Raw genomic sequence first — 25,125 nt, 5'->3', positions numbered from 1 at the left:
GGTCATAACTAAAATGACAAAAATATTCGAGTAATTAAGTTGCCTATGAGAACAGCAATAGTATTTGACAGCGCGGGAACCCTGTTAAAAGTGTACCGCGTGGCAAAGGACGTAGCCCGAAAACAGCTGGTCGAGAACGTAGTGTCGACTAACATAATCGTAAAAGGCCATAACTGTGCGCTGGTCGCGTTAAAAGCGGAGCCTGTGGAAATATTCGGTATCGACAAAGATATCTATGTTTCCGAATTCATCGATAAGAATAACATATTGATGGATATTGTATGCAGAGGCACAAAATGCCCCGGTGAACAAATCCGGGAAGCAGCCATAGAGGATCGTTCAGCGACTATCGGGGATCTGCAGGAAGCGATAGCGGCGGTTAAATTTAAGTGTAAGGATATATATTATGTGAATATAGGGCTTGTAGTCGACATCGCTAACCGGTCAATACCTTATGTGCTGGCCACGGGGGGAAAGCTCTTTACGGGAGTCACCGGGATGATCGGCCGGATAATGGCGTCAGGGGCCGATGTCTACATCGCATCCGGCGATAATTATAAGTCTTTGATAACGCTGGCAGAGGAGCTAAAGATCCCATTATCTAACGTATACGACGCACTGTCCCCTTCGGGAAAAAGGGATGTCGTAATGAGCCTGAAAGAAAAATATGACCGTGTGATAATGGTCGGCGACGGTATTAATGACCAGCTTGCTTTTCAGGCTGCTGACATGGGGGTGCTGACTTTACAGCAGGATGGCACCAGGCCAGTGATACTTTATGAGAGCGCAGACCTTATTGTCGACAACATACTTGAGGTCGAAAATATTGTCGAGGAAAGTTTACATATGATAAAAGAGCAAAATAGAAAGAATCAGTAAATGGATAATTTCATTCATGATCATTTAATCGGAGGTTTAATTCGTGACTGCCTTTATCGAGATTAAAAACCTGAACGTGACTTACGGCAAAAAGAGGGTCTTAAAGGACATCAATCTCACTATAGAAGAGGGGGAAACATTGGGTATCATAGGCAGGAGCGGAGCCGGAAAGACTATACTGCTCCACGTGCTCAGAGGCCTTGATGAAGATATCCCTGCATCGGGAAGCGTTATTTATCACACTGCCCGTTGCGATTCCTGCGGATTCGTTAACCCGCCTTCATGGGTCGGTAAACAATGCCCGAAATGCGGTGGAAATATGTCCGAATGGGACGTCGATATACTTGACGAGGACGCACCGGATAAAGAAAGACGCGCGATAGCCAGACGTGTCGCCATAATGATACAGAGGACGTTCGCTTTATACGGGGACGACCGCGTAATAGAGAACGTGATCAGGGCCCTCGACGATATCAATTATTCACAGTCACAGATAGTGCAAAGGGCGGCCGACCTCCTTGAACAGGTCAAGCTGTCACACCGTATGATGCATATTGCCAGGGACCTTTCGGGCGGTGAGAAGCAAAGAGTGGTGCTTGCAAGGCAGATGGCCAAAGAGCCGATGGTGCTCTTCGCCGACGAGCCCACCGGCACGCTCGACCCGAAAACCGCAAAGATCGTGCACCAGAGCATTATCAATGCGGCAAAGAACTATAACATGACAGTCCTTATCACCTCTCACTTCTATGAGGTCATCAGCGATATCGCGACAAGGGCGGTCCTTATGGACGAAGGCGAGATCACGATGGTAGGGGCTCCGGATGACGTCATAAAGGAGTTCATGAAGTTCCAGAAGGCTTTCGAAAAGAGGGAATATACTGCAGGCGAACCCATCCTTCGTGTAAAGGACCTCCGAAAATCATATTTCTCAATAGACCGCGGCGTCATAAAAGCGATAAACAACATCTCTTTTGAGGTAAAAGAAGGGGAAATATTCGGAATAATCGGCGTGAGTGGTGCCGGCAAGACATCTCTTTCGAACGCAGTCACAGGAAACCTGGAAGAGACACAGGGCATGGTCGAGGTCCGTATCGGCGACGACTGGATCAACATGCTGGAGCCGGGATACTACGCAAGAGGCAGGGCGAAGCAATATATCGGGCTTCTTCACCAGGAATTCGACCTGTACCCGCACAGGACTATCGTGGATAACCTGACTGATGCCATAGGCCTGGAATTCCCTGCAGAACTGGCGGAAAGAAAGGCGATACATACGCTGATGATAGCCGGGTTCTCCGAGGATAGGGCGGATGAGATCCTGTCCATATATCCCGGCGAGCTTTCGGAAGGCGAGCGTCACAGGGTAGCGCTTGCGCAGGTCCTTATCAAGGAGCCCCGTATGGTGGTCCTTGATGAGCCGACAGGAACTATGGACCCGATCACAAAGAGGGATGTCGCGAGCTCGATATTATCCTCGAGAGAAGAGATCGGAGAGACCTTTGTCATAGTATCGCATGACATGGAGTTCGTCAAAATGGTATGCGACCGGGCGATGCTCATGAGGGCTGGAAAGATCGTAGAGATTGGGGATGTGGAATCCGTTCTCAATAAAGTCTCAGAGCAGGAGCGCGAGATCATGGCTCGCGGGCCCTGAACAGGTCATTCCCGCCTTTTTAATTTAATTTTTACATTATTATAGAAAGTATATGATTTAAAAAAAGAGTAGTATAGGACGGAGCAGAGGGTAATGGAACAGATAGTTGTCGAAGTTAACGAGAAAAAACTAGCCCTGCGGCCTGGCTCTATTCTTCTGGACGCTCTCGACCAATCGGGCACGAAATATGTCCCCAACACTGTCATAGGCATTGTGATGGGCAGGGAAGAGGCCCGAAAGGAAGTGGCGACCGAGTTTCGAATAGTAACGACACGTGGAGAATTGATCATCGAGCTTACGGATGAGCGTATGAAAAAATTCTGGCTCGATACTTACAGTAAATTAAAGGACACACAATTAAAATGGGCTGATGCACAGGCGATATCTGTCGGCCCGGTGTCTTCAGGCGTGCCTGCCGGGAAAGGCGAATTCGAATATCACAGGTGGGACGTATGCTTTGGCACGGGCGGATACGACTCTAAGAACACTTATCTTATCATTTGTAAATCCGATCACTTTTCGGATTATGGCGTAAAAGGGGGCGGAAAGTTTGCCCGGGTAGTATCAGGCCGAAGCGTGCTTGCGAACCTCACCGGCGAAGACAGGATAGAGACCATCGAGCCGGTCATAACGCTTGAAAAGTTTACCAATAAGCTTGTCACTACAGATGTCTCAATACCCCTTGAAGACGGCATGGAGATACATTCCGAGATCGAGGTCGAGCTTAACGATCGTGCCAGGGACGGCGCTGAACATTTCTATGCGGCAGTTAAGGATAAGACCTTCAGGGTGGATTTTGTCGCCAGTTCGTTCCTGTCCACGGACATTATGCTCGGGGAATCATGCCCGTATGAAAACCTCGCGGCAAGGAGCGAGGGGTCTATCAGCGTCAGGACTGACGGACGCGGAAAAGGCCGCATATATATCTCAAAGTCGGATATGACCTCAAATATTTATCATTCGATAATCGGGAACATCACGAAAGGTCTTGAACTTGTGAGACTGGCTTCCCCTGGACAGATGATCGCCGTACGGACACGGCCGGAAAGGCTGAGCATGCTCGGTCTTTCGCTAAAAGACGCTGAAGAGTTTCTTTCGGAGACCGGCATAAAATACGAAAAAAGCGGATATGAAGGCGACGATGCCGTGGTCGTCGAACAGGTGCCAAAAACGACCATGGAAATATTCTCTTCGGGCAGCGTAAAGATCAAGTCCATACCCGGGGATGACCTCATAGGGATCAGACTTTACAATGACATCGCACCCGCATCGACCGAGTACTTCAGGCGTGCAAGCGGATTGAAGGAGCATAAGGTGGGCTCCCTGTCGGTATACTTCAAATACGAGGATACTTTACTGTTCAAAGGAAAGCCGGTGACGGTCGGAGAGCTTATACCCGAGAACAAGCCCGAGTCGGGCTCGACGGTGAAGTGCGGAGAAATGGGGCTGACTAACATGTCAGCTAAACATATGGGTATGCTGGGCGTGAGGTTCAGCGATAGTGTGAAGTTCGGCCCTACCGGCGAAAAATACGATGCGACGAACATCATAGGACGAATTGCGGACATGAGTAAATTGAAAAAGGTTAGAGAAAAAGATACGATATACTTTATAGAGGTTTAAAGATGGTAGAGGCAAAAGCAAAGGCAAGAGACGAAGAAGTTATCACGAAGATCGTGGTCATATCCGACACAGAGTTACCATCGAACCTCGCACTTGCCGCATACAAGGTATCCAGTGACGTGACGATAAAGGAAACTTGCTTTGGTCTAATGGTGACTGGAAAAAGGAAAGATGTCGATTACGTGATAATGGAGCTAAGGAAACTGAATCCCTATAAAATCTTTTCAAAGGAGAGGGGATTCCCGCCCGGCGATCCGCGCCGGTGCAGGGCAGACAGAGGCGGCGGCCCCAGGCCCGGTTTCCACCAGCTAAAATGCGAACTGGACATTCTCCCCGACATTTCAAAGGGGCTGATACTGGTAGATAGGGGCAGCAAGCCGATATCGCAACCGGTTCCAAAAAATCTTGACGTTGATAGATTCAAAGAAATAATCGATGAGGAGACTTCAAAGAAAGGAGAGGGATCAAAGAAATGAAAGTTTTCATCTATCCGACTAATAGCCTGATATTATCGGACCTTGTGGAAAGGTTCGGTCATGAACCACTGGCGCTGATGACCGAGATAAGGAAAAAGGTCAACACGCCGGGTCTCGATTCCCCTCCGTTGAACGTGACCCCGGATGACCCAAAGAAGGGCCTAAAGTGGGCTGCGATCGAGATACCCTCGGGTGTCAGGGGGAGAATGGCCATAGTTGACCCGCTGATAGAGCAGGCAGAGGCGGCGATCATAATCGAGGATGCCGAATACATGTTCGGCTGCATGGGATGCGCAAGGACAAACGAGCTTATCAAATACGTCGTCAGAATGAAGGACATCCCTGTGCTGGAGCTAAAATACCCGAAGAGCGAGAACGATGCTAAAAATCTTGTCCTGCAGGTGAAAGAGTTCCTGGATAAGCTGATGAAGCAGGAAAAGGAAAAAGCACGGGCCGAGGAGGAATGAAGATGAGAAAGATCCGGATAGCACACCTGACCTGCGGCTCAGAGTACAGCGGCGTCCAGCATGAGATAGAGGAAGCCGCCGCCAAGGTCAACGCGCAGATAGTTTTTCCTGAGGTAGAGATAGGCCGGATAAAGGAAATATCCGATGAGTTCGGCCTGCAGGTGGCAAGCCCTGACCTGAGGCTTATGATAGCGCGGGCACAGAGCATAGTAAAAGGCACTACAAAGGCGGATGCGGTGTTCATCACGACCTGTTTCAGATGCGCGGAAGGCGCGATAGTGCGTAACAGTCTCAGAGATTATATTCACCAAAAATCAGGACTCCCCGTTATCAGTTACTCGTTCACGGAACGTACGAGCCACGAGACACTCTTGACCAGGATGGAAGCGCTTTCCACCACTGCATTAAGGCGCAGCCTTCTTGCAAGGGAGGAGCAGACAGGACTGACTGCCGGCATAGACTCGGGCTCAAGCACGACCAAGGCTATCATCATGCGTGATAACAAGATCATAGGCACCGGATGGGTAAAGACCACGGACGTCCTCAAGAGCGCTGACGAGGCTTTCACCATCGCGTTAAAAGAGGCCGGTGTGAAGCGCGAAGAGCTGGACGGGCTCGGCACGACCGGCTACGGGCGTTTCCTGATAGGCAAACACTATAATGCCGAACTGATCCAGGAAGAGCTGACCGTGAACTCAAAAGGCGCGGTATATCTGGCCAACGCCCAAAAAGGGCCGGCGACCGTCATCGATATCGGCGGTATGGACAATAAGGCAATTTCTGTGCTGGACGGCATACCCGGGACTTTCACCATGGGCGGCATATGTGCCGGCGCATCGGGCAGGTTCCTTGAACAGTCCGCTGCACGCCTGGGCGTTGACGTCTCAGAGCTGGGTTCCCTCGCGATAAAGGGTGATTATAATAATGTGACCATGAACAGCTACTGTATCGTTTTCGGCACACAAAGCCTTATCAATTCGCTATCGCTCGGCAAATCGAGAGAGGATGTGGCTGCAGCAGCCTGCTACAGCGTGGCGGAACAGGTCTTCGAGCAACAGTTACAGGAAGTCGAGGTCAAGAAGCCTGTGATAATGGTGGGCGGTTCATCGCTGAACATAGGTCTTGTCAAGGCGATGAGCGATCTCCTGAAGATGGACATAGTCGTTCCCCCCTACTCTCAACACATAGGCGCTGTAGGCTCTGCTCTCCTGGTCTCCGGGCTAAGGGGAGGGGAAGGAAATAATGACTGAAGCTATGGAGCCTCTGGAAGTATTCACGGTAGAATGCGCGGAGGAGGAAGGGGCGAAAAAGTATGATGAGGTCATACGTGACATCCTTTCTGACCTTAACATCGCCAGGGCAATAGGCAGGCTAAAGGTCTATATCGACCCGAAAGAGCCTGTATTTATAGTGGTGGGCCTTTTCAGGGGCGGGCTGCCGACCCTGACATTAGGCGATGCTGCAGATATTAATAGCGTTAATGAAGGCCTGCTGGTCTCGGTGAACGAAGAGCAGTATGCGTCCAGGATAGTAGGAAAACTGTTCATGAAATACGGAAGGGAAAACGTCATCCAGACGGACAGGACTTCCGTGATAGTGCCTTTCAAAGGCGATCTCGCCACCCAGATAGACGAATTATCGGAAATAGTGGTCTATAACCCCAGGGATGAGCTGAAAAAGAACGTGATAGAGGCGCTTTTACGTATCGCCCCGGAAGGCTTCCGTATAAGAAAGCACTTTATCTCGGAAAAAATGCTTGCTTTTATCGCATCCGAGGATCCGATCAAACCGGAATGGATAGAGATATGCAAAAGGCTGAGAAAAGACATAGGGGCGGAGGAATAAAGAATGGAACCGGTGATGTACCAGGGCGGTATATATAAGCACGAGCAGATGCTGGAACTGGTGGAAGACCTTGGCGGTTACATTCTCCAAAAGAATATCACCCAGCTTGATATCATCGCCATCATGCTTGTCCCCGAGGCCGATATGCCGCTTGTCGAGGCAAAAGCAAAGGAGCTGCTCGGAAAGCTGATAAGATCTCCTCTTGCCGGCACAGAGATCGCTGTCATTACTCCCACGCTGGCGTACCAGCACCTTCCGCACCTTGCGTGCGACATTGCCGAATACCTGCGCCGGAACGGGGCTAAGACAAATATGATAGGCCTTGCAAGGGGCGTGGGAAAGAGAGTCGCCCAGCTTACGGCTTATGAGACAGACCTCATTAACGAGCATGACATAGCTTTATTCCTGTTCGGCAATTTTAAGGAATGCATTAAAGTAAAGACAAAGCTTTTCCGGGACATAGACGTGCCGATAGTCGTCGTCGGCGGACCTGAGATGGACGTTTGCGACCTGCCTGACTGCACCGCATATATCGGAGGACTGGGCAGGATGGCCCACAGGCTGAAGCGCAGGGAAGAGATGGAAAAAATGGACCAGATCGTCAACACTATCGGGAAGATCCTTGAGGACAGGCGAAAAGACCTGAACAAGGACCAGTTGAGCGTCAGCCCGCCGAGAGTGATGCAGGAGATAGAGAAACAGGTTCCTGATGTCGCACTGGTACTATCGCCTAACGCTATAACGCTCAACCTGGACGGCGCGAGGATAAAGCTTCCTTATGATGAGTATAAGGATAAGATCTTGAACATTCGTTTCGATGAAGGTGTATATATGCGAGAAGTGGCAAACGTACAACCTTCAAAGATGAGGGACTTTATCCTGTTACGAATAAAGCCAAAGTCAGAGACCGGATTTGTGATATAACAATATCATGATCCCCTTTATTATTTTTCTGACAATTTATTTGTGTATGCCGTAAACTCTTTGGTCTTGTATCCTCTGCAGGATATGGGGGCGATTTGATAATGCTGTACGTTGATGTAATGCATTCTCTTCTCAAAGGCTCAACGTTTCTAAAATCAATCACTCTGCCTGACGGATCATTATCAGTGACACCGTATATGATAATAATATATAGAAAACAAAGAAAAATATCCGTATAAATTAAAATTTAAGATAAGCAGCGAGCTTATCTCTTAAACCCATACCTGTTGATGGCCAGTCCTATACATATCACCGATCCCGCTATCATGAACGGCAGGAATGGCATGCATGTTTTAGGCGGCTCCTGTGTCGGCCCCGGTGTCGCCGTTATTGCCGGTGTCGGCGTAGGCTTTTCTGTTTGCGGTATATTATATGTGGTCTCATCAAATCCCTGTATGATGACGAACCTATCGATCACCGCATCTTTTGGCACCGGTATCTCTATGAACCTGACCTCGGAGAACGAATGTGGGGCTACATCACGGCCCGTATATTCAACTTCTCCCATCGGATATTCGTTATTATCAGTATCCAGGAACTTAATATTGAGATAACCTTTTTCTGACTTATCTCCCAGGTTCTCGTATGTGTAGACAAGCCTCACCCATTTTGTCTCTTCAAGAGGGTAAGGCGAAGTCTTGCTTCCCAGTTGTTTTTCGGATATATCGACCTCTATGAGATTTACTTTAATATTCGTGCCTTTTCTCAGGTACTCCTGGTTCAGCACTATGTTTTCATCGGCATAGACGATAGGCATGGCTACCGCGGCAAGTAAAGAAATAGCAAGTATCATCGCTACCTTAACATACCATTTTTTGACGAACATACTACTAAATTAAAAGTGTACGGATTTAAAGCTTTTCTAACCATCGTTCATACACTTTATTTCATTAAAATGAGTGCGAAGAATAATGATAACAGTATCATGAGGCCGCCCGTCAGTATCAATACCCAGCCCAGCGGTATCTCATTTTCATATTTTATCATTTCCTCATAGTCCTTCATCTCAAAGACAGTCCATTTAGAGATCAATTCATAAGGGGATAAAAACACCCTTGAAGACATACCCGAGCCCCGGCCTTTGAAGAACTCCATGAAAGCGCCAATGGTCAGGATAATGCCGCCCTCGAAGAACAAAAGGTCCGATATCTTCAGGATGTCAATTTCGCCTCCGCCGAGAACGATGCCATAGATAATGATTCCTATAAGGTTAATGATCGTTATAGCTATAATGTATAATATAACAGAAATAATATAAGGAAAATATTTTTTTAGCATATTCAGATATTCGTGACACGCTTATCATAAAGCTTTTCGCTCATATTCAGTAATACGGTACTTTTAAATAGTCTGCATACAATAGATAATCTACTTCACAGGCAGATTATGGCTCAGGCATAAATGGTCGTGATAATTGTTGAAATTTGAAAACACTCTAAAGAATATTTTTGGAAAAGAGCCTGAAGATGCGGTAAACGACTTATTAAAGAACATCGAGAACGATTACGGAGAGATCCCTTTCATTCTTAAGGCAATGAGCGATAAGCCAAACGTTCTTTTACCAAAGATGATCTACGATGACGCTGTCCTGAGAAACCCTGAGCACCTTGATGAGAGGACAGTAGAGCTTATTTCTATAGCCGTAGCCACCTCACTAAAATGTGACCACTGCCTTAACATGCATCTGCGTGTAGCCCGCAGGAAAGGTATCAAGGAAGAAGAGATGTTCGAAGCCATACTTCTGGCAAGCGCTTTTTCAAACACCGCAGCTCTGGCCCAGGCCATGAGGGTGTTTGAGAACCACAAGAACGAGACAAAGGCCCAGGAAGAGCTGTCCGAGTATAATTGTAAAAGCTGTGTGGTCTATGAGAACAATAATCATACCGGCAGCAACGGGAACAACAATAAGGACGCTGACAAGATCTAAAGATACTTAAGTACCCAGTTTTTTATCATATCGGCCATCTTCTCTTTATAACTGCTAAGTTCATGGTCCCCGTCAGGCAGCAGTATTAGCTGTTTTGGCCCTTGAACGTGTCTGGCTATGTCGACAGTGTTCTGAAATGATATCTTATTGTCATCCACGCCATGGACCATCATGATAGGTCTCTGAGCGAGATATTCGATATTTTCCATACCGTAAGCCTGGCTGGATATTGTTATGACCGTCTGGACTCTCAGGTCTTTTATTGTCGCCGATATGCCTGAAGAGCCGCCTATCCCCCATCCTACGATACATATCCTGTCAATTCCGTATTTGCTGTCGATGTGGTCCAGGGACGCAAGGATGTCCGAGACGCATTCATCCTGATCGTCTTCATCCCGGAAATCGATAAAGGCCGACGCGATACCATAACCTATCAGCTCATCGGAGATCTTTTTATACATCCCGGACGGGCCGTACCTGTAATCATCTTTACCATGCAAGAACAATATCCCGCGGTCAGTATACACTTTGAAAAGCTCTCCCTTTATCAGACCATTCCTGTTTTTTATTTCCAGGCTCTCGACTTCCAAAGGCATAATATGTTATATTCGCTTATGCTTCAAATAGCTCTTTTGATACAATTCAAGGAAGACATATCGCTTAAATGTCATAACCTGTCATATCGATGAATAAATAAGATAATTCTTAAATATGTTGAAAAGATACAATAATGGTCTAACCGGAGGAAGTTGAGATGGATCGCCATTATACAATATTATTGATAACTATCCTGTGTGCCATTTTTATTGTGCCCGTAGCTTATGCGCAATCAGAGGAAGTCCCCTCAAGCAATGAAAGTCTGTTATATGTCCTGGGCATGACAGCACTTGTGATTGCCGGAATGATCATATTCATCAAGATCGTCGAAATAGCGATGAGAAAAAAGAATGTTAATATGGCAGTGGACCATGATGTCGAGACCTTGATCAATAATCTTAAAGACCCGAAACTGGCAGTAGATGCCGCCTGCAGCCTTGCGGCGACTAAAGACCTAATGGCCGTCGACCCGCTCATAGATGCACTGAACACCGATAAAAACGCGGATGTCCGGGCTATGGCCGCTTATGCCCTGGGGGAGATAGGGAGCGAAAAAGCGCTGGGGCCATTGAAAAAAGCCGCCAAAGAGGATTATGACCAGGTAAAGCGGAGCGCAGATCAGGCGATAAAAAAGATACAGGTAAAAAGGGCTCTGACGAACTTTTAAAATTTTATTTTAATCTTTCGGGGGCAACCCGATAGCGTTGATCAGCTCTATCAGCTCGGTGAATGCCTCCACCTCGAATTTTATTACATCGGACTTTTTCATCCCGATGGTCATTTCGCCGTCTGCCGTCAGCCTGTCAGGTCCTCTGCGCACTAAACGGTCGACGCCGTCGCTGCAAAGTATCTCTTCAGCCTCCTTGTCGAATAAGAAAGCCCTTCCCGGCAATATGACCGTCTCCTTAACCTCTTTAAGGTTGATGCCCCTGAGGTCCGATATTGTCATGAGGCACGCTATCTCCTTTTTGACCGGGACTACGTTTACGCTGCTGCCCAGTTTAGCGAAGATATCTGCGATTAGCGGCCCGGCGATACTACCTGAAATGATGGTAGCTTCCTTTGTCACCTTTGGAAGCTTCAGCAGCTTCTTCGGATCGTTACGTATGGCGAAAGGAGAGCCAAACTTCGGATCGCCCAGCGGAGTTCCCGCTACCCTGAAAGAATATTTTGACGCTATATCCTTCACTATGGACTCGAACTGTTCGACAGTATGCGGGACCACGCCTTTGATAATAGGTCCGTTCTGCAGTATCAGGCCCTGCTCTTCGCTGTTGGCGAACCTCATCAACAACACTCCTTTTACGCCCCACTTTTTAAGCGTGTCACAGGTATTTATGAGGTCGTCGCCATCGTTGACGCCAGGTACCAGCACAGATGCCGCGTATACCTTGCAATGTTTACAGAACTTTTTCAGCGCTTCCAGAGACTCTTCCGGATGCTTATCGTTCATGTATTCTTTTCTCTTTTTGGGGTCGGCAGAGAATACCGTGAAAGTTACCTCTGTAACGTTATGCTCGATAAAGAAGTCAGCGTCTTCCGGGCCGTCAAACCCTTTGCCGCTGGTGTACCCGAGGTGTATGGGTATCCCGAACTGGCTCAAATATGATACCAGCTCTTTCAACTGGGGATAGCAGCTTACGTCACCGCCGCCGCTAATGGTGATCTTTTCTATGTTCGGAGTGAACATTATGGAGTTCGTTATTTCGGCCATTACCATCTCCAGCGGCTTAAATCCGGAATACTGCTCCCTTACGCCCCGGGTGCAATAATCACAGCCTTTCTGGAACGGGAAACAATACTTACAGCCGAATGGCGGGACCTCCTTTACATTCCTGAAATAACAGTATTTGCAAAATCCTTTACAGTCCTTACCCGGACTCCCGCCTACGTCAGCTAATACCTCGACCATTGTTCACACCAGTTATCTTTATCCAGCTATATGGTTTTCAATAAGTATGGAAGGAATTACACATATAGCTTTCCAGATGATTTTATGTTTGTGTGCCATTAGTTCGTTGGTTTATAATTTCATTGTCCTTTGATAGATATCCTTAATGTTGTGCCAGAATTTGATGCATTCTCATCTCAAAGACTCAACGCCTTTATAATATATTTTGAGATATTAGAGAGAGCCAGGCCTATTGGAAAAAAACAAGACCACATACATACGTTCAAAACAACAAAAGTATCGATTAAAAAATGGATGACAAATGCCGCCGTAACACTTCCTGCAAGGAAGCACTACAGCGGCGTTTCCACTTCTTTTGTTAGCCTGGGAAAACGGCTTTAACGTGACGTTTCCAAATAATAACTATCATATGTTTATATAAGTAAATTTTCTATTTAATTCTAAATTAAAAGATTGTATTTTCAAAAAGAGAAGTAATTTGTACTAATTTTTGTAAATAAAGCATTTTAAAGACTTATTTAAGATTAAACATTTTATCAGGCCGGGACTTTACGTCAGGACTATCATGCCCGGAATTATCCTCAATATCTTAACTGTCTTTTCCCGATAGATAAGAATACATTATCCTCAGCTATATTTCCGGTAAAAAAGCGGTTACCTTCCGAAAATTCTATAATATATAAAAGTTCAATACTACATGTTTGTGCATCTATCGAAATCAATATAAATGAATAAAGTGACCTAGATAGGCATAATATCACAGGATATATGGCCCTGAAAATTATTTTTCATGGATGGGCAACAGAACTGGTATTTTCTGGATACCGGCGATAATTAACTATATATGTCATAAATGGTAAATAATAGGCATTTAAGTTAAGGATGATTGACCAATGAAATTTAAGATCTCAACGCCCTCACGTTTGCATTTTGGGTTGATAGACTTTAACGGGGATCTGGGCCGGATCGACGGTGGTACCGGAGTTTCGTTATCTAACCCTGGCAACGTGCTGTCCATTCGTAGAGGAAAATCGTTCCAGGTCAATGGATCAAATCCAAAGCTTATTCAGGATATCGCTCAAAATATCTGTAATAAGCTGAACCGGCCTCTCCCGGACATGGAAATTACCGTAGAAGAGGAGATACCGAGCCACGCAGGCTTCGGGTCAAAAACGCAGATGAGCCTTGCGCTCGCATATGCCATCTGCAGGGAGTACGGTATCAGCTATACGAACATAGATGAACTTTCCCGCCTTGTCGGCAGGGGCGGCACTTCCGGCATAGGTGTGCGCGCTTTTGACCGGGGCGGATTTATACTGGATTGCGGGCACAGCTTCGGCAAAGGAAAGGAAAAATCATCCTGTATGCCTTCATCCGCGTCGAAAGCAAAGGTGTCCCCCCAGGTCCTCCGGTGCGATGTTCCCGAGGACTGGCGTTTTGTCCTGGTGACCCCGTTGAACTATGAGGGTTCCCATGGAAAATCCGAAGTAGACATCTTCGAGTCGTCCTTCCCTCTTAATGAGACAGAGACGAATAAGATATGCCGTGTGATCCTCATGCAGCTGGTCCCCGGAATACTTGAAAAGGACATCGCTACTTTCGGTAAGGCGATAAATACCATGCAGAACATAGGCTTCAAGAACGTCGAGGTCCAGCTTAAATCTCCGCTCGTTCCCAACCTATTGAGCATCATGAACAACGCAGGCTCGTATGGCAGCGGCATGAGCTCTTTTGGGCCGACAGTGTTCGGACTGACTGACAACGATAATGATGCCATAGAGATAAGAAAGGCAGTTACCGAGCATCTCGATGACATGGACACTCCTTATGTAAGCTGGATCACAGGCCCGAATAACCACGGTTTCACCGTATTGGATAATGCGGAAAAGGCAGAATCCAGAAGCAAAGTGGTAAGCCAGATAATATAAGCCGTGCTGTGCAGGTAAAACAATTAATTTTTCTCATAGGGCTACAGAGGTCCATTATTTTTCACTGCGAAGCGCACGAAGGCGAAAATGTCCACAAATTTTTTTAGTATCTGCTAATCCTTAAAAAGTCCTTTGTGTACCCTTGTGTCCCTCCGTGCGCTTCGTGGTGAGAGTTAGTGTTCTTTTTTCGCCTTTGTGCAGATGATGAAATGAGCAATATATAAGTTAATTTTAATCTATTGATGTTAACTTGAACTAAGGCTAAAAAAACAAAATGATATTTACATTTTTTAAAAAAAGAGTGAAAAATAAACCCCTGTTCAGGGTTTATTTAATTTATATGTTCTTTATGCCGAAAGATTCCATTATGACTTCGGGGTTGACCTTTCCTGCGCGGTAGGTCTCGCCTGCAGAAATATCGTTGACGATAACTTCTGCCGGTGCGAAGATGGACTTGTCGATCTTGTAGAAGTCGAAGCCCGCTTCCTTGAATATCGTGAAGAACGGCCTTCCGTAATCCTTCGACGTCGAGGACGGGATCTTGTTGACGAAGTCCTTAATGCCTCCGCCGTTCACCGTGAGCGTGACGCTGCCGTGGTATATGGACGCATCGTTCGTTGTACCCATGGCGACCGCCCCGTTCTTCTTGACCGGAGGTACGGGCACGCTGCCGAATGCGCTGATTATCTTGCGGGTGTCGAAGCCCATCTCGTTGAGCTTATAGATGGCCATCTCGACGACACGGCCCGCGATCTGTAAGGAGCCGACAAGGCTGTTTGTCGGTGCCACTAATGCGACGACGCTCGAGGAGTCCACGCCACATTCGGTAGCGATGTAGTCCATGACCTTCTCGTTCGGAAGCTTATCAGCTTCAAGTGCGATCACGGCGAAATCGTAATCGTCTTCGTACTCGATGACCTCAAAGGTGTGTTTCGGCTTAAGGGCCAGCGCCCTTGCGGGTCCGGAACCCATTGCGAAATAGTCTTCTACCTTTATCTGCCATCCGGCCTTCTGTGCCGCAAGGCAGGCTATGCTCGGGTAATCGGTGGATACTTCCATGAAAGGCAAGAAGAATTCGTGTCCCAGCTTCTTGTGTGTTATGGTCGGGGTGGCGAGTCCTCCCATGCAGACCTGCGTGTACAGCAGACCGGCTTCGTAGCCTCCCTCTGCCTTCACACCGCAGTCGATGACCACTGAATCGTTTGCAAGCGTCTGGGGCTCGACCTTATAATCCTCTGCGAAGTCCAGCATCTCCTCAACTATGGAATAACCTAATTCGTTGACACTGATCAAAAATTTCACCAAGATTTAATAGCAAGCATTAGTTTTTAATTTTTCCCCCCGCACATGTACCCAAAAACTATTAAACTGTTAAAGCCATGATAACTAGATATTCAAACAAGCGGATGATCATAATGATATTGCCAGATGTTCAGGCCACACGCTCGGAGGTCGCTATAAACCTTTCACGCGTTGGCGTTACGAATGTAAAAAAACTAGTAAAGGTAGCAAGAGAGAACAAGAGGCCTATCATACTTATCTCTACGTTCAACATGTATGTCGACCTTCCCTCTGAAAGGCGAGGAGCAAACCTATCGAGAAACTTTGAAGTTATCGACGAGGTACTGGAAGAGGCTGTTAAATCCCCGGTCTTTGAGATCGAGGATCTTTGCGGAGAAGTCGCCCGCCGCCTGCTCAAGAGGCACGAATATGCGACAAGGTCAGAGGTCCACATGGACAGCGAGTACATCGTAAAAAGAAAGACACCGATGAGCGAGATGAAATCGCAAAAGGTCGTCAAAGTATTCGCTAAGGCCATGGCCGAGAGGGATGACAATATCCGGGTCCGGAAAGTCATTGGCGCTGACGTTGTAGGCATAACAGCATGCCCGTGTGCTCAGGAAGCCATGAAGGAAGAGGCAAAGAAGGAGCTTCAGGACCTCGGCATAGAGCAGTCCAAGATAGATGCGTTCCTCAATAAAATACCGATGGCCACCCATAATCAGAGAGGACACGGCATCGTGTCCATCGAGGTCACGGGAGATCACGAGGTCTCGCTGAACAAGCTCATAGACATCATAGAGCATTCTATGAGCACTATGAACTATGAGCTGTTAAAGAGGCTGGACGAGCACCAGGTCGTTAAGAACGCCCATTGCAACCCCAAGTTCGTCGAAGACTGTGTCAGGGACATGGCAAGACGCCTTGTATCAGGGTTCACCGAGCTGCCGGACGAATCTGTAATAACGATCAAGCAGATCAATGAGGAGAGCATACACCAGCACAACGCTTTCGCCGAGCTCAAGACCACTATGGGTAAGATGCGTGCCGAATTAAAAGAGCAGCAGCAGCTTGAGCAAGAGGGGAACCAGGTAAAGATAACCTGCGGCTGTAAAGATTGATCCTGTCTATAAGCTTAAATGCGGACGGATCATTCTCAACTTTTTTAATATTATTTTTACACTTAACCGTGTATCATTTTAATTAATAGTTTTATTCTATCTTCCCTTTGACCACAAAGGCACACAAAGGACCACTGGCTTTCACCACGAAGCGCAAGAAGGCGAATAAGGTACACTAATTTTTTTAAGTATATACTAACCCTTCTTAAGAAGTCCTTTGTGTACCCTTGTGTCCCTTTGTGCGCTTGTGGTGAAAAATAGTGGTCCTTGTTCGCCTTCGTGCGCTCCCATGAAAAACTTTTTGAAGGTCTCTGTAAAGACTTGCATGTAACATCTATTATGGGATCGATGTTCTGCCGTTGTGCCTGTCGGATGGCAGGTAGATACGTAACCTCACAGAAACACAGAACCACAAATTTTTTTTTTAGAATTTAAGGTCACGAAAACCCAAAGGTTCACTCACCAAACCACAAATGCTCTAGTATCACCGTCAACGCACTAAAGGCTCTAATGCACGGCTCAACGCACTAACCTCTCTAATTCACCAACGCTAAAACAAGGCCCGAACATTCTCCAAGGGCACGAAATTTTAACATCTCGGTTGACGTTTAAATGATCTATATTTCCCTGTTATAGGTCAGGCGAACACAGACCGGGATATTAGATTTTAGTGTTTTTGGAGAATGTTCGGGCCTTGTTTTAGCGTTGGTGACTTTGAGAGGTTAGTGCGTTGAGCCGAGCGTTAGAGGTGTTAGAGCGTTGACTGTGATACTTGAGCCTTCGTGATTTGGTGAGTGAGTTTTTGGTGCTTTTTGAGCTCTTAAAATATCATATAAAAAATTTTAGTGTTTCCGTGTTTTTGTGAGGTTATGTGCCTACCTGCCATCCGACAGGAACAACCAAAAAACTTCATCTCAAAGACCAATAGGAAAGACACGTTATTTCATTCTTAAAACCTGAGCAAGACCCCGCTCTTCAAAGATTTCGTGGTGAAAGCCAGTGGTCTTTTTTACCTTAGTGATTGATTGATAACGGTTGTACTGATGTACCTATTTAGGAAAAATACCGGATAGATAATTTAGGCTTTTTTATCATTAATAAATCCTGCTTGTGGAAACAAAACCTTTATCTTTTGGACTCTATTACTGATAATATCTGGAGGAAGTTATAGTTGTCTTTGCAGTTCTCGAAGTTCATCGTCTTCTTATCGCTGATGTTGTTAATTATCCCTGGTTTCATCGCCGGTCAGGGTGCGGCACAGGTAGTGTCGCCGGATGGTGTCCAGTTCCTCGGGGATGAGGATATGTTCGCGGCCGGAGGTAATAGCTATACCATAGAAGTCCAGGTTACCCTCGGCGGAGGCCCGTACTCGATAAACGGGACAAGGGTTTACTTCACCTCAAGCGACAGTTCCATAATCGCTGTAGAATCAGGATCATATAGCCTGACCGATGATAACGGCATTGCACGACTTGATTTCGTGACGACGGATAAATCTGGATATGTGAATATCACAGCCACGGCGATAAAGTCGAGCAGCGGGATCTCTGCGACGAAAACTTTCCGTGTCGGAGGGTACGGGACGTTAAGCGGCCTGATCACCGATAAGTCCTATAATGGAGTACAGGGGGCCATTGTGGCCGTATACAATACCGACGGCCAGAATAAGGGGTCGCTGGTCCATGTAGCCAATAACCCGCAGGTATCCTCGGATAGCAGCACCGGGGCTCCTGGACAGTACCGGTTCGATAAATTGCCACTCGATACCTATTATATAGAAGCCCAAAAAGAAGGAAAGACCGGGTATCTGATCACGACGATAACGGCGGATAATCCTACGGTAAATATCCGGATAGAGGATTATGAGGCCACTATCACCGCAACTCCTGAAGCAACTCCTGTTGTGTCGCCGGAGCCGACCGCGACAGCAGCACCTACGACAGTCCCGACCACGACGCCCATAGTGACGCCGACATCGACTCCATCGCCATCAGGCGATACAGAAAAACAGGTGCAGGGAATATTACTCGTATCTGCGATAGGGGCAGCGATCCTGACGATCGTTATACTTGTGTTAAGAAAACTTGTAAAGAAATAAAAAACAGGTTGAAGCCCATGTGGCTTATGCCAGGGGCTTCGAGTTCTTTTTTATCCTTTCTAACATGAGCTCTTTCTTCCTGACCGCATTAATTGCGGCAGAATCAACCTTCTTTTGCATCTCCTCGAAAGTCATCGGGGTCTCTTCGCCAACTACCTTTTTGACCGGCGTATAGGCCGACTCCCTGAAGAGCGGGACAAAGTCCATTTCCACGCCGTCCCTGACGATATAGGCGCCATTGCCCTCTTTTACTTCTCCGACAATGTCTATGCCCACTCCCTTGCTGCGGACCGCCTTCATGATCTCTTCGGCATTCTCGGCAGGGGCGATTATAAGAAGGGCATCCAGGGATACTCCGAGGTAATCTATCTTCAGCTTATTTAACATATCCAGGACAGTAGGCTCTACAAGCTTTCTTATGCGCTCCTCGTAGAATACCAGTTTTACTTCAGCGGTACCGGCTATCTCGTATGCGTCGCCCCTGATGCCTCCGTTGGTGACGTCCGTCATGGCATGTATCTTGTCTATGAGATCGTTTTCGAATAGCGCCTGGCAAGCTTCGAGGAACTTAACGTTAAGCGTCTTCTCTACGACGTCCTGCATTCCGAAATACAGCGCCGTGGTGGACACTGTGCCTCCTCCTGCTCCTTCGCTTACCATGATGACGTCCCCTGGCCGGGACTGTATACGCGCTGTCAGGTTTTCGGCTACCCCTACCGCTCCCACACAGCCCGTCATGCGCTCGCCTATTACCATATCGCCGCCTATGCGTAAGGTGCTTCCCGTGACCAGCGGCACTCCGATAAGATCCGACACTGTGGCTATTCCCGCAGTATAGTCGAATATCTTGGCAACGTCGCCGTCATCGGCTACATGTATGTCCGATAACAGGGCTACCGGCCGGGCTCCCATTACAAAGAGGTCCCTTAATGATGCGCGTGTCACGTGAAAACCCGCCAGGAAGGGGAAATCAGAGAGCCTTGAATGCATGCCGTCAACTGTGACGACGACATATTTTCCACCTGCTTCCACAACGCCTGAGTCGTCCAGCTGGCTTGAATCACAGACCGCTTTTGTCTTGCCGATGACCTCGGCTATCTTTTTATGAGCGTAAAAATCTCCCTTGCCGCGCGAACCGACACCGAACTCTCCCATCGTGACGCCGCATGGCTGTAAAGCTATTATTTTATCTTTTACATCAATGGTGGCTTTTGCCTCAGTTATGACGGCTTCGGCAAGCTTTCGAGCGCCTTCCTTTGAAATGTTCTTGATCTCCAGTATTCTTTCGGTAAGCTTTTCAGTAAGCTCCGGGTCTTGCTTTTTAATGCCTCTCTTCGCATATCCTTCTATATCCATTAACTCACCAGGCTTGAAATATGATGATAATTTATTTCTATTAAATGCTCTTTACTGTATTTTTGATTTACCAAATACATTTTGCTTTGAAACTATGGTCGTGCACTATGATATCGGGATGTTGTCAATTATCGTCGTGAGATTTATACATGAAGACCGCAATATAAATAAAATAATAAAATAAACAAGATTTGTAAATATTATGAACCTATCATAAATTAACGGAGTATCCATATGGGAAATAAGGTCCTGATCATTGATGATGAGAAAAGCATATGCGAGCTGGTTGAGCTTGCCCTCTCCGGAAAAGGGTATGAAGTAAAGACCGCGTTCCGGGGAGAAAAAGGAGTTGACCTGGTTAAAGAATTCTCACCGGACCTCATCCTGCTTGATATGTTAATGCCCGATATAGACGGTACTGAAGCTGCGAGATTGATAAAGAAGATGGAAAAGGGCAAAGATATCCCGATAATATTGATGTCGGGGCGCGGCACTCTGGAAAGCGAGCTGGACAAAACCCTTTTCACAGCTATGCTAAACAAACCGTTCAGCATAGCAGATCTTGTGCGTGCCGTAGATAAGCATACAAAAAATAAGACTGCCAATAAAGTTTAATCTTTTGCGTTTTTTCCATTATAATACAGATCGTATTCGGTTATAAGATGTTTACCGACTTTATAAAAATCAGTTAGTTCTACGCTGACCACATCTTCGATAGAGTCGACTCCCGGGCCTCCGACCAGGGATGGGGTACTATCTCCCCCTATGATATATGGTATCTGGATCAGAATGATGTGGTCTATCATCGCTTTGCTGATAAGCTGCCATATGAGGGTGGGGCCGCCTTCGACCATTAATTTGCTTATGCCGCGGTCGACGAGGCGTTCCATCATGCCGTCTATGTCTATCCTGTCTTTACCGCAAACGATTATATCCGCGCCTCTGGACCTGATGGCATTGACTTTCTCTTTATCCGCGTTCTCCGAAACTACGATTATGGTGGGCGCGTCACTATTCAATACGTTCGAGCCCGGTGGTATTGACGCATCGCTGTTAGGGATGACCCTTACAGGGCTTTTCCCCTCAACAAGCCTGTTAGTGAGTATGGAGTTATCGATCTTTATCGTGTTGCTTCCTACCATGATCGCGTCGAACTCCGTACGCTTTTGATGGAGAAATCTGTGGCTTTCATCATCCATCAGGCCCATGATTATCTTGCTTGATAATCCTCTTTTTAAAGTAAGCTTACCGTCGACGGTCATCTCTGAAATTAACACCGTATATGGTCTTTTCAATGCTATCAAACCCTGTAAAAAAATTCCTCAAATAATATTACTCGATTATTAATACGTGTTTCCCCTGATCGGTTCTATACTTATTTCATCGCCTGCATTAATACTCAGCGCTTTCGAGGCGCTTCCCAGATTGACCGCGATCTCTAACATTCCATGGCTCCCTATCAGCGCTATCGCAGTCTCTTCACTGCCTTCATGATATGCTTTGACGAACTTTGAAGGCGAGCCATTTATTTTAATTTTATCTCCATAGTCATAAATGCCCGACATAGTCTCGCCCGTTATATTGGTGATCATGTTTCCGAACCCGTCGACATATACTACCTTCCCGTATATCGATCTATCAGCTACTTTTTCTTTGCCCGGGTCAATTTCGATATAGTCCAATATCTCACCGGATAGCGGGACTTCCTTACCTGCCGCGATGAATGCCGCAGCGGGGGCGAAAACATCCCTTCCGTGGAACACAGGGCTAACATGGTCCGTATAGAACTCCGGGTCTGTTATCTCAAAAACCTTAAACTCTCCCTGCTCTCTGGCTGCCGGTATCATAAGCCCGTTATCCGGCCCGACAAACGTGTATCTCTCGCCTTTTATCACCAGGGCTCTACGTTTGCTGCCCACCCCCGGATCGACCACTGCCAGATGGATAGTGCCCGGCGGAAAATACGCGGAGGCCGACTTCAGTATGAACGCACCCTGCAGAATATTTCCCTGTTCTATGGTGTTAGTGATATCAATGATATTCGTTCCAGGGGCTATATTCATTATGACGCCCTTCATGATGGCGGGGTAAACATCCCTGAAATCTGTCGTAACGGTCATTATTGGAGCCATTAATATGCCTCTTATTAATCACTGATGATATATAATTAAAAAGTATCTTTCTAAACAGTAATTTCATTTTTATTACAAATATTATATGTATGGTAAAGCAATACCCATTATCAAATATCGGTAACTCGTTTTAAGGACCGGGATATGTGATGTCCGATGATAAAGAATATTAAGAACGTATCCGTCGACGAATGTAATTTTACCATAAAGAAAGAATGTGACCGGTGTAAAAACATCCTGTATTTCTCAGAAGCGGCAATAGACAATATGGAGATAAACGAAAACGGAAGCGTCATATTTGCTTCTATCGTATGCCCGATATGTGGTAAGCGGATAGAGCTATACTCTAATAAACCCGCATCCGGCTCACCTGTATTTGATATTAAAACCGTAAGGCTGGAAGATGATTTTTAAGGGTTGATCAAGCTTCCGCGTGGTGCTGTATCCTGCCGGACAGTATATCGATCAGAGCCTCATAGTTCTTATTCTCGTTCTCGGTGTTCAGTATCTGTAACGTGTACAGGACGACCTTTGTTCCTTTCTCCGAGAGGTGGTAGCCGTCAAGGTCTTTAATGAGGATCCCTGACACTATGAGCGTTTTTAATAACCTGTTAAGGATCCCCGGATTTAACTCTGTCTCGAACATTATATCCGTAAATTTGGATTTCCCTTTACATATGGAAAAAAGTACGTCCATCGTCCCTGCATATGAAAGCGTTTTTAAAATGTCCATCTTTCCTCTTCCTCCAGACTCCTTATGTTTAAGTGCTTGTTATACTGACTATTATTTATATGTTTCTATACATTTTTAAACATAATTTATAAGTAAATTTCAATGAAAAATTATAATTTATAAAAATTTGATGTCAGGATGGCAAAGGTAGAAATATTTCGCGATTTTGGGGGGTATATAGCTTGTATCTTATACCTCTGCCGTCCTACAGCAAATAAGGATAGAATTTATTAGTATATAAACCAATACAACCTAAGTGTATGTACATTTTGTACAAAAAAGAAATTATTTTGTTTAATACACAAAACCATAAAAATTATGCAAGGTGTATCTCTATCCTTTCCCTGCCTTTTCCCGGCTTTTTACCCCTGACGAGACGTATTGGCCCTATCTCCCCCGATCTGCGCGGGTGAGTGCCGCAGCATAACATTTTCCAGTTCCCCATCTCCCATACAAGGGTCTCCGGATCAGCTTCATCCCTGTATGAGCGGATCTCCAGGTCCTGTGCTATGATGCTGTTCGTCCTGTTTTCCACTTCCATTAATTTTTCCCTGTCAAGAGATACATCAAAAAGGAAATCAGTCCTCTCCTTTTCCTCGTCCAGGAGCCCTGATGAGGCCGCTTTACAATCGTTGCCAAAGACTTCGCCCATTAAATAATGGACGATATGTGACGCAGAATGCAGGCGCATTCTCCTGTAGCGTTTATCCCAGTCTATCGCGCATGCTGCCAGGTCTCCTGTCTTGAAGGGCGGCTCATTTTCCATTACATGGATGATCCGGCCGTCCTCGTAGACCGTATCGACAACTTTTATGCCGTTTATGGTTCCCTGGTCGCCGACCTGGCCTCCTCCGCGCGGGAAAAAATAAGTATCCTCTAATTCTACCATGTTCCCGTTCACCGAAACTACGGTAGTTTCGAACTCTTTCCTGTACGGGTCATCAAAGTAGAGATCCTTTGGCGTCAGGTAAATTTCCTCCTTAAAGGTAGTCGTTTAGGTTTATCTTTTCTCCGTCAATGATCACCGTCGGGGCTGTAACTATGCCGTCATAATGCATCGGGACGCTAACGTCCCCGCCAAAGCTCGTATTGTCCCCGAGAGCTATATGTATGGTGTTTCCTACTTTCTCATCTTCAAGAAGTATGCCCCATAATTTTGCGGTCGGGTTCATCCCGATACCAAGCTCGGCTATGTTACGGGCATCCTTGCCTAAAAGCTCGAATGTGTTCTCAAGGTCGTCCGCGCGGTCGCCTTTTGCGGAGACGACATGGCGGTCCTTGATGATAAGCTCAAGAGGCGACCTTAATAATCCATAGTCCCCGAATGAGCCGTCTATGACCACCTTTCCGTTAACGTTGGTCGGGGCAAGATATATCTCCCCTCCGGGAAGGTTGGTGAAGTCGCCGGTGTTATGCGCTATACCCGTATCCTTATGAAATTCCCTGCCTCCGAACTCGATGGTGACGTCAGTTCCCAGGGCAGTAGTTATACGAGCTATGCTCGAATCCTTTAGTCTCTCTAACAGGCGATCGATGTTCTCCTCCATCTTTGCGTAGTCCGCTCTCATTCCGCCCGTGGAGAACATTTTCATGACAAGTTCCCCGTCCGCTTCCTGTATCGGTATGGAAGCTATGCGCGCCCCTTTCCTGCACGCGTTCCTTCTGGCCTCGGTATGCGAAAGTGACACTTTCGTGGCCGCGATCACGACATCCGCCTCCAGCATCGAATCGGCTACTGCCTTAGGAGGCTCCTCCCCGCTCCTTGAGCGAGGCTTCATTTCCATGTATAAAGCATCGCATCCAAGCTCGATCGCCGCATCATATAGTGGGATACCAATATCCTTCCTTACGGAGTCAGTTACAATCAATACTCTTTCGTGCGGCTTTACTCCCATACAGTCCTTAACGGCGATCATAGCGCTCTTCTTAATATCCATGCTTTCACGATCCTGAATGTGTGAAATTTTTATTAGACAATAAAATAGTCTTTCAGCGATATATCTTTTGGGCGGCCTGTCAGAGAAAAAATGGTCATTAGCCCGGCTTTTATGGCCTATTGATTCGTTTTATGATCAGACAAAACATGTTAAAAAAGGTACGGATGATCAAAGA

Annotated in this window: 27 protein-coding genes; 16 read left to right on the top strand and 11 right to left on the bottom strand. The window is 46.6% G+C overall.

Annotated features, from left to right (window positions below; all coding sequences use genetic code 11):
- The first annotated feature begins 45 nt into the window (after nucleotides 1-45).
- The 8 genes from CUJ83_RS12265 (at nucleotide 46) to CUJ83_RS12230 (ending at nucleotide 7,868) form a co-directional block, all read left to right on the top strand.
- Nucleotides 46-879, top strand: coding sequence for an HAD family hydrolase (locus tag CUJ83_RS12265; RefSeq protein WP_230742625.1), 834 nt, complete (start codon nucleotides 46-48; stop codon nucleotides 877-879).
- A 43-nt stretch (nucleotides 880-922) separates the two neighbouring features.
- The gene (gene atwA, locus CUJ83_RS12260) at nucleotides 923-2,533 is read left to right on the top strand and encodes a methyl coenzyme M reductase system, component A2 (RefSeq protein WP_230742613.1); all 1,611 of its coding nucleotides are present in this window, start codon (nucleotides 923-925) and stop codon (nucleotides 2,531-2,533) included.
- 93 nt (nucleotides 2,534-2,626) lie between these two features.
- The gene (mmp3, locus tag CUJ83_RS12255) at nucleotides 2,627-4,156 is read left to right on the top strand and encodes a methyl-coenzyme M reductase-associated protein Mmp3 (RefSeq protein ID WP_230742612.1); all 1,530 of its coding nucleotides are present in this window, start codon (nucleotides 2,627-2,629) and stop codon (nucleotides 4,154-4,156) included.
- Between the two features lie 2 nt (nucleotides 4,157-4,158).
- The gene (locus CUJ83_RS12250; protein ID WP_230742611.1) at nucleotides 4,159-4,632 is read left to right on the top strand and encodes a methanogenesis marker 6 protein; all 474 of its coding nucleotides are present in this window, start codon (nucleotides 4,159-4,161) and stop codon (nucleotides 4,630-4,632) included.
- Nucleotides 4,629-5,099, top strand: coding sequence for a methanogenesis marker 5 protein (locus CUJ83_RS12245; RefSeq protein WP_230742610.1), 471 nt, complete (start codon nucleotides 4,629-4,631; stop codon nucleotides 5,097-5,099). Before CUJ83_RS12250 ends, CUJ83_RS12245 begins: the two co-directional genes overlap by 4 nt.
- 2 nt (nucleotides 5,100-5,101) lie before the next feature.
- Nucleotides 5,102-6,349 carry a methanogenesis marker 15 protein gene (locus tag CUJ83_RS12240; protein WP_369424295.1) on the top strand — a complete coding sequence of 416 codons (1,248 nt, stop codon included), beginning with the start codon at nucleotides 5,102-5,104 and terminating at the stop codon, nucleotides 6,347-6,349.
- The gene (locus CUJ83_RS12235) at nucleotides 6,342-6,944 is read left to right on the top strand and encodes a methanogenesis marker 17 protein (protein WP_230742608.1); all 603 of its coding nucleotides are present in this window, start codon (nucleotides 6,342-6,344) and stop codon (nucleotides 6,942-6,944) included. The genes CUJ83_RS12240 and CUJ83_RS12235 overlap by 8 nt, the downstream gene beginning before the upstream one ends.
- 3 nt (nucleotides 6,945-6,947) lie before the next feature.
- The gene (locus CUJ83_RS12230) at nucleotides 6,948-7,868 is read left to right on the top strand and encodes a methanogenesis marker 7 protein (RefSeq protein ID WP_230742607.1); all 921 of its coding nucleotides are present in this window, start codon (nucleotides 6,948-6,950) and stop codon (nucleotides 7,866-7,868) included.
- Nucleotides 7,869-8,133: 265 nt separating this feature from the next.
- On the opposite strand, the gene CUJ83_RS12225 is transcribed toward CUJ83_RS12230, so the two are convergent.
- Together CUJ83_RS12225 and CUJ83_RS12220 are read right to left on the bottom strand one after the other, a co-directional pair.
- Nucleotides 8,134-8,754 (bottom strand): hypothetical protein, encoded by a 621-nt coding sequence (locus CUJ83_RS12225; protein ID WP_230742606.1) that lies wholly within the window; start codon nucleotides 8,752-8,754, stop codon nucleotides 8,134-8,136.
- Nucleotides 8,755-8,810: 56 nt separating this feature from the next.
- Nucleotides 8,811-9,206 (bottom strand): hypothetical protein, encoded by a 396-nt coding sequence (locus CUJ83_RS12220; protein ID WP_230742605.1) that lies wholly within the window; start codon nucleotides 9,204-9,206, stop codon nucleotides 8,811-8,813.
- 139 nt (nucleotides 9,207-9,345) lie between these two features.
- Here CUJ83_RS12220 and CUJ83_RS12215 point away from each other — a divergent pair, with 139 nt between their 5' ends.
- On the top strand, nucleotides 9,346-9,855 hold the full coding sequence (locus CUJ83_RS12215; protein WP_230742604.1) for a carboxymuconolactone decarboxylase family protein: 510 nt from the start codon (nucleotides 9,346-9,348) through the stop codon (nucleotides 9,853-9,855).
- Here the strand turns inward: CUJ83_RS12215 and CUJ83_RS12210 are convergent.
- Nucleotides 9,852-10,451 (bottom strand): alpha/beta fold hydrolase, encoded by a 600-nt coding sequence (locus CUJ83_RS12210; protein ID WP_230742603.1) that lies wholly within the window; start codon nucleotides 10,449-10,451, stop codon nucleotides 9,852-9,854. The two genes, CUJ83_RS12215 and CUJ83_RS12210, sit on opposite strands and share 4 nt — an antisense overlap.
- Nucleotides 10,452-10,609: 158 nt before the next feature.
- On the opposite strand from CUJ83_RS12210, the gene CUJ83_RS12205 reads away from it, so the two are divergent.
- Nucleotides 10,610-11,119, top strand: a complete 510-nt coding sequence (locus tag CUJ83_RS12205; RefSeq protein ID WP_230742602.1) for a HEAT repeat domain-containing protein — start codon at nucleotides 10,610-10,612, stop codon at nucleotides 11,117-11,119.
- A 9-nt stretch (nucleotides 11,120-11,128) separates the two neighbouring features.
- Here CUJ83_RS12205 and mmp10 read toward each other — a convergent pair whose 3' ends face one another.
- On the bottom strand, nucleotides 11,129-12,364 hold the full coding sequence (gene mmp10, locus CUJ83_RS12200) for a methyl coenzyme M reductase-arginine methyltransferase Mmp10 (RefSeq protein ID WP_230742601.1): 1,236 nt from the start codon (nucleotides 12,362-12,364) through the stop codon (nucleotides 11,129-11,131).
- A gap of 150 nt (nucleotides 12,365-12,514) precedes the next feature.
- Here mmp10 and CUJ83_RS12195 point away from each other — a divergent pair, with 150 nt between their 5' ends.
- Nucleotides 12,515-12,745 (top strand): hypothetical protein, encoded by a 231-nt coding sequence (locus CUJ83_RS12195; protein WP_230742600.1) that lies wholly within the window; start codon nucleotides 12,515-12,517, stop codon nucleotides 12,743-12,745.
- 512 nt (nucleotides 12,746-13,257) lie between these two features.
- Nucleotides 13,258-14,292, top strand: a complete 1,035-nt coding sequence (locus CUJ83_RS12190) for a beta-ribofuranosylaminobenzene 5'-phosphate synthase (protein ID WP_230742599.1) — start codon at nucleotides 13,258-13,260, stop codon at nucleotides 14,290-14,292.
- Nucleotides 14,293-14,628: 336 nt separating this feature from the next.
- On the opposite strand, the gene mch is transcribed toward CUJ83_RS12190, so the two are convergent.
- Nucleotides 14,629-15,585, bottom strand: coding sequence for a methenyltetrahydromethanopterin cyclohydrolase (gene mch / locus CUJ83_RS12185; protein WP_255668546.1), 957 nt, complete (start codon nucleotides 15,583-15,585; stop codon nucleotides 14,629-14,631).
- Nucleotides 15,586-15,707: 122 nt separating this feature from the next.
- On the opposite strand from mch, the gene mptA reads away from it, so the two are divergent.
- Both mptA and CUJ83_RS12175 read left to right on the top strand, forming a co-directional pair.
- The gene (gene mptA / locus CUJ83_RS12180; RefSeq protein WP_230742597.1) at nucleotides 15,708-16,694 is read left to right on the top strand and encodes a GTP cyclohydrolase MptA; all 987 of its coding nucleotides are present in this window, start codon (nucleotides 15,708-15,710) and stop codon (nucleotides 16,692-16,694) included.
- Nucleotides 16,695-17,865: 1,171 nt separating this feature from the next.
- Nucleotides 17,866-18,792, top strand: a complete 927-nt coding sequence (locus CUJ83_RS12175) for a carboxypeptidase-like regulatory domain-containing protein (protein ID WP_230742596.1) — start codon at nucleotides 17,866-17,868, stop codon at nucleotides 18,790-18,792.
- Nucleotides 18,793-18,816: 24 nt separating this feature from the next.
- On the opposite strand, the gene CUJ83_RS12170 is transcribed toward CUJ83_RS12175, so the two are convergent.
- A complete protein-coding gene (locus tag CUJ83_RS12170; RefSeq protein WP_230742595.1) occupies nucleotides 18,817-20,148 on the bottom strand; it encodes an AIR synthase-related protein in 1,332 nt (443 codons plus the stop codon).
- 234 nt (nucleotides 20,149-20,382) lie between these two features.
- Here CUJ83_RS12170 and CUJ83_RS12165 point away from each other — a divergent pair, with 234 nt between their 5' ends.
- Nucleotides 20,383-20,763, top strand: coding sequence for a response regulator (locus CUJ83_RS12165; RefSeq protein ID WP_230742594.1), 381 nt, complete (start codon nucleotides 20,383-20,385; stop codon nucleotides 20,761-20,763).
- Here CUJ83_RS12165 and CUJ83_RS12160 read toward each other — a convergent pair.
- Entirely contained in the window at nucleotides 20,760-21,443 is a 684-nt protein-coding gene (locus CUJ83_RS12160; RefSeq protein WP_255668545.1) for a RibD family protein, read from the bottom strand. The two genes, CUJ83_RS12165 and CUJ83_RS12160, sit on opposite strands and share 4 nt — an antisense overlap.
- Nucleotides 21,444-21,491: 48 nt before the next feature.
- Nucleotides 21,492-22,268, bottom strand: coding sequence for an SAM hydrolase/SAM-dependent halogenase family protein (locus tag CUJ83_RS12155; protein WP_230742592.1), 777 nt, complete (start codon nucleotides 22,266-22,268; stop codon nucleotides 21,492-21,494).
- Between the two features lie 168 nt (nucleotides 22,269-22,436).
- Between CUJ83_RS12155 and CUJ83_RS12150 the strand changes: the two genes are divergently transcribed.
- Nucleotides 22,437-22,694, top strand: coding sequence for a hypothetical protein (locus CUJ83_RS12150; RefSeq protein ID WP_230742591.1), 258 nt, complete (start codon nucleotides 22,437-22,439; stop codon nucleotides 22,692-22,694).
- Nucleotides 22,695-22,701: 7 nt separating this feature from the next.
- Here CUJ83_RS12150 and CUJ83_RS12145 read toward each other — a convergent pair whose 3' ends face one another.
- The 3 genes from CUJ83_RS12145 to CUJ83_RS12135 form a co-directional block, all read right to left on the bottom strand.
- A complete protein-coding gene (locus tag CUJ83_RS12145) occupies nucleotides 22,702-23,013 on the bottom strand; it encodes a winged helix-turn-helix domain-containing protein (protein ID WP_230742590.1) in 312 nt (103 codons plus the stop codon).
- A 316-nt stretch (nucleotides 23,014-23,329) separates the two neighbouring features.
- Nucleotides 23,330-23,980 carry an alanyl-tRNA editing protein gene (locus CUJ83_RS12140; protein ID WP_255668556.1) on the bottom strand — a complete coding sequence of 217 codons (651 nt, stop codon included), beginning with the start codon at nucleotides 23,978-23,980 and terminating at the stop codon, nucleotides 23,330-23,332.
- 13 nt (nucleotides 23,981-23,993) lie between these two features.
- Nucleotides 23,994-24,950 carry an aminopeptidase gene (locus tag CUJ83_RS12135; protein WP_230742588.1) on the bottom strand — a complete coding sequence of 319 codons (957 nt, stop codon included), beginning with the start codon at nucleotides 24,948-24,950 and terminating at the stop codon, nucleotides 23,994-23,996.
- Nucleotides 24,951-25,125: the final 175 nt, after the last annotated feature.

The organism is Methanooceanicella nereidis (assembly GCF_021023085.1).
GTDB lineage: Archaea > Halobacteriota > Methanocellia > Methanocellales > Methanocellaceae > Methanooceanicella > Methanooceanicella nereidis.
The sequence above is the reverse complement of the archived record's forward strand: the minus strand, read 5'-3'. Positions and strand labels throughout refer to the sequence as shown.

Bases quoted from the DNA above. Each gene is read 5' to 3' on its own strand.
- CUJ83_RS12155 (WP_230742592.1), bottom strand. From the start codon at position 22,268: ATGACCGTTACGACAGATTTCAGGGATGTTTACCCCGCCATCATGAAG.
- mmp3 (WP_230742612.1), top strand. From the start codon at position 2,627: ATGGAACAGATAGTTGTCGAAGTTAACGAGAAAAAACTAGCCCTGCGG.
- CUJ83_RS12245 (WP_230742610.1), top strand. From the start codon at position 4,629: ATGAAAGTTTTCATCTATCCGACTAATAGCCTGATATTATCGGACCTT.
- CUJ83_RS12205 (WP_230742602.1), top strand. From the start codon at position 10,610: ATGGATCGCCATTATACAATATTATTGATAACTATCCTGTGTGCCATT.
- CUJ83_RS12135 (WP_230742588.1), bottom strand. From the start codon at position 24,950: ATGGATATTAAGAAGAGCGCTATGATCGCCGTTAAGGACTGTATGGGA.
- CUJ83_RS12235 (WP_230742608.1), top strand. From the start codon at position 6,342: ATGACTGAAGCTATGGAGCCTCTGGAAGTATTCACGGTAGAATGCGCG.
- CUJ83_RS12210 (WP_230742603.1), bottom strand. From the start codon at position 10,451: ATGCCTTTGGAAGTCGAGAGCCTGGAAATAAAAAACAGGAATGGTCTG.
- mmp10 (WP_230742601.1), bottom strand. From the start codon at position 12,364: ATGGTCGAGGTATTAGCTGACGTAGGCGGGAGTCCGGGTAAGGACTGT.
- CUJ83_RS12165 (WP_230742594.1), top strand. From the start codon at position 20,383: ATGGGAAATAAGGTCCTGATCATTGATGATGAGAAAAGCATATGCGAG.
- mptA (WP_230742597.1), top strand. From the start codon at position 15,708: ATGATATTGCCAGATGTTCAGGCCACACGCTCGGAGGTCGCTATAAAC.
- CUJ83_RS12240 (WP_369424295.1), top strand. From the start codon at position 5,102: ATGAGAAAGATCCGGATAGCACACCTGACCTGCGGCTCAGAGTACAGC.
- CUJ83_RS12145 (WP_230742590.1), bottom strand. From the start codon at position 23,013: ATGGACATTTTAAAAACGCTTTCATATGCAGGGACGATGGACGTACTT.
- CUJ83_RS12230 (WP_230742607.1), top strand. From the start codon at position 6,948: ATGGAACCGGTGATGTACCAGGGCGGTATATATAAGCACGAGCAGATG.
- CUJ83_RS12150 (WP_230742591.1), top strand. From the start codon at position 22,437: ATGATAAAGAATATTAAGAACGTATCCGTCGACGAATGTAATTTTACC.
- CUJ83_RS12170 (WP_230742595.1), bottom strand. From the start codon at position 20,148: ATGGATATAGAAGGATATGCGAAGAGAGGCATTAAAAAGCAAGACCCG.
- CUJ83_RS12265 (WP_230742625.1), top strand. From the start codon at position 46: ATGAGAACAGCAATAGTATTTGACAGCGCGGGAACCCTGTTAAAAGTG.
- CUJ83_RS12225 (WP_230742606.1), bottom strand. From the start codon at position 8,754: ATGTTCGTCAAAAAATGGTATGTTAAGGTAGCGATGATACTTGCTATT.
- CUJ83_RS12190 (WP_230742599.1), top strand. From the start codon at position 13,258: ATGAAATTTAAGATCTCAACGCCCTCACGTTTGCATTTTGGGTTGATA.
- CUJ83_RS12250 (WP_230742611.1), top strand. From the start codon at position 4,159: ATGGTAGAGGCAAAAGCAAAGGCAAGAGACGAAGAAGTTATCACGAAG.
- CUJ83_RS12220 (WP_230742605.1), bottom strand. From the start codon at position 9,206: ATGCTAAAAAAATATTTTCCTTATATTATTTCTGTTATATTATACATT.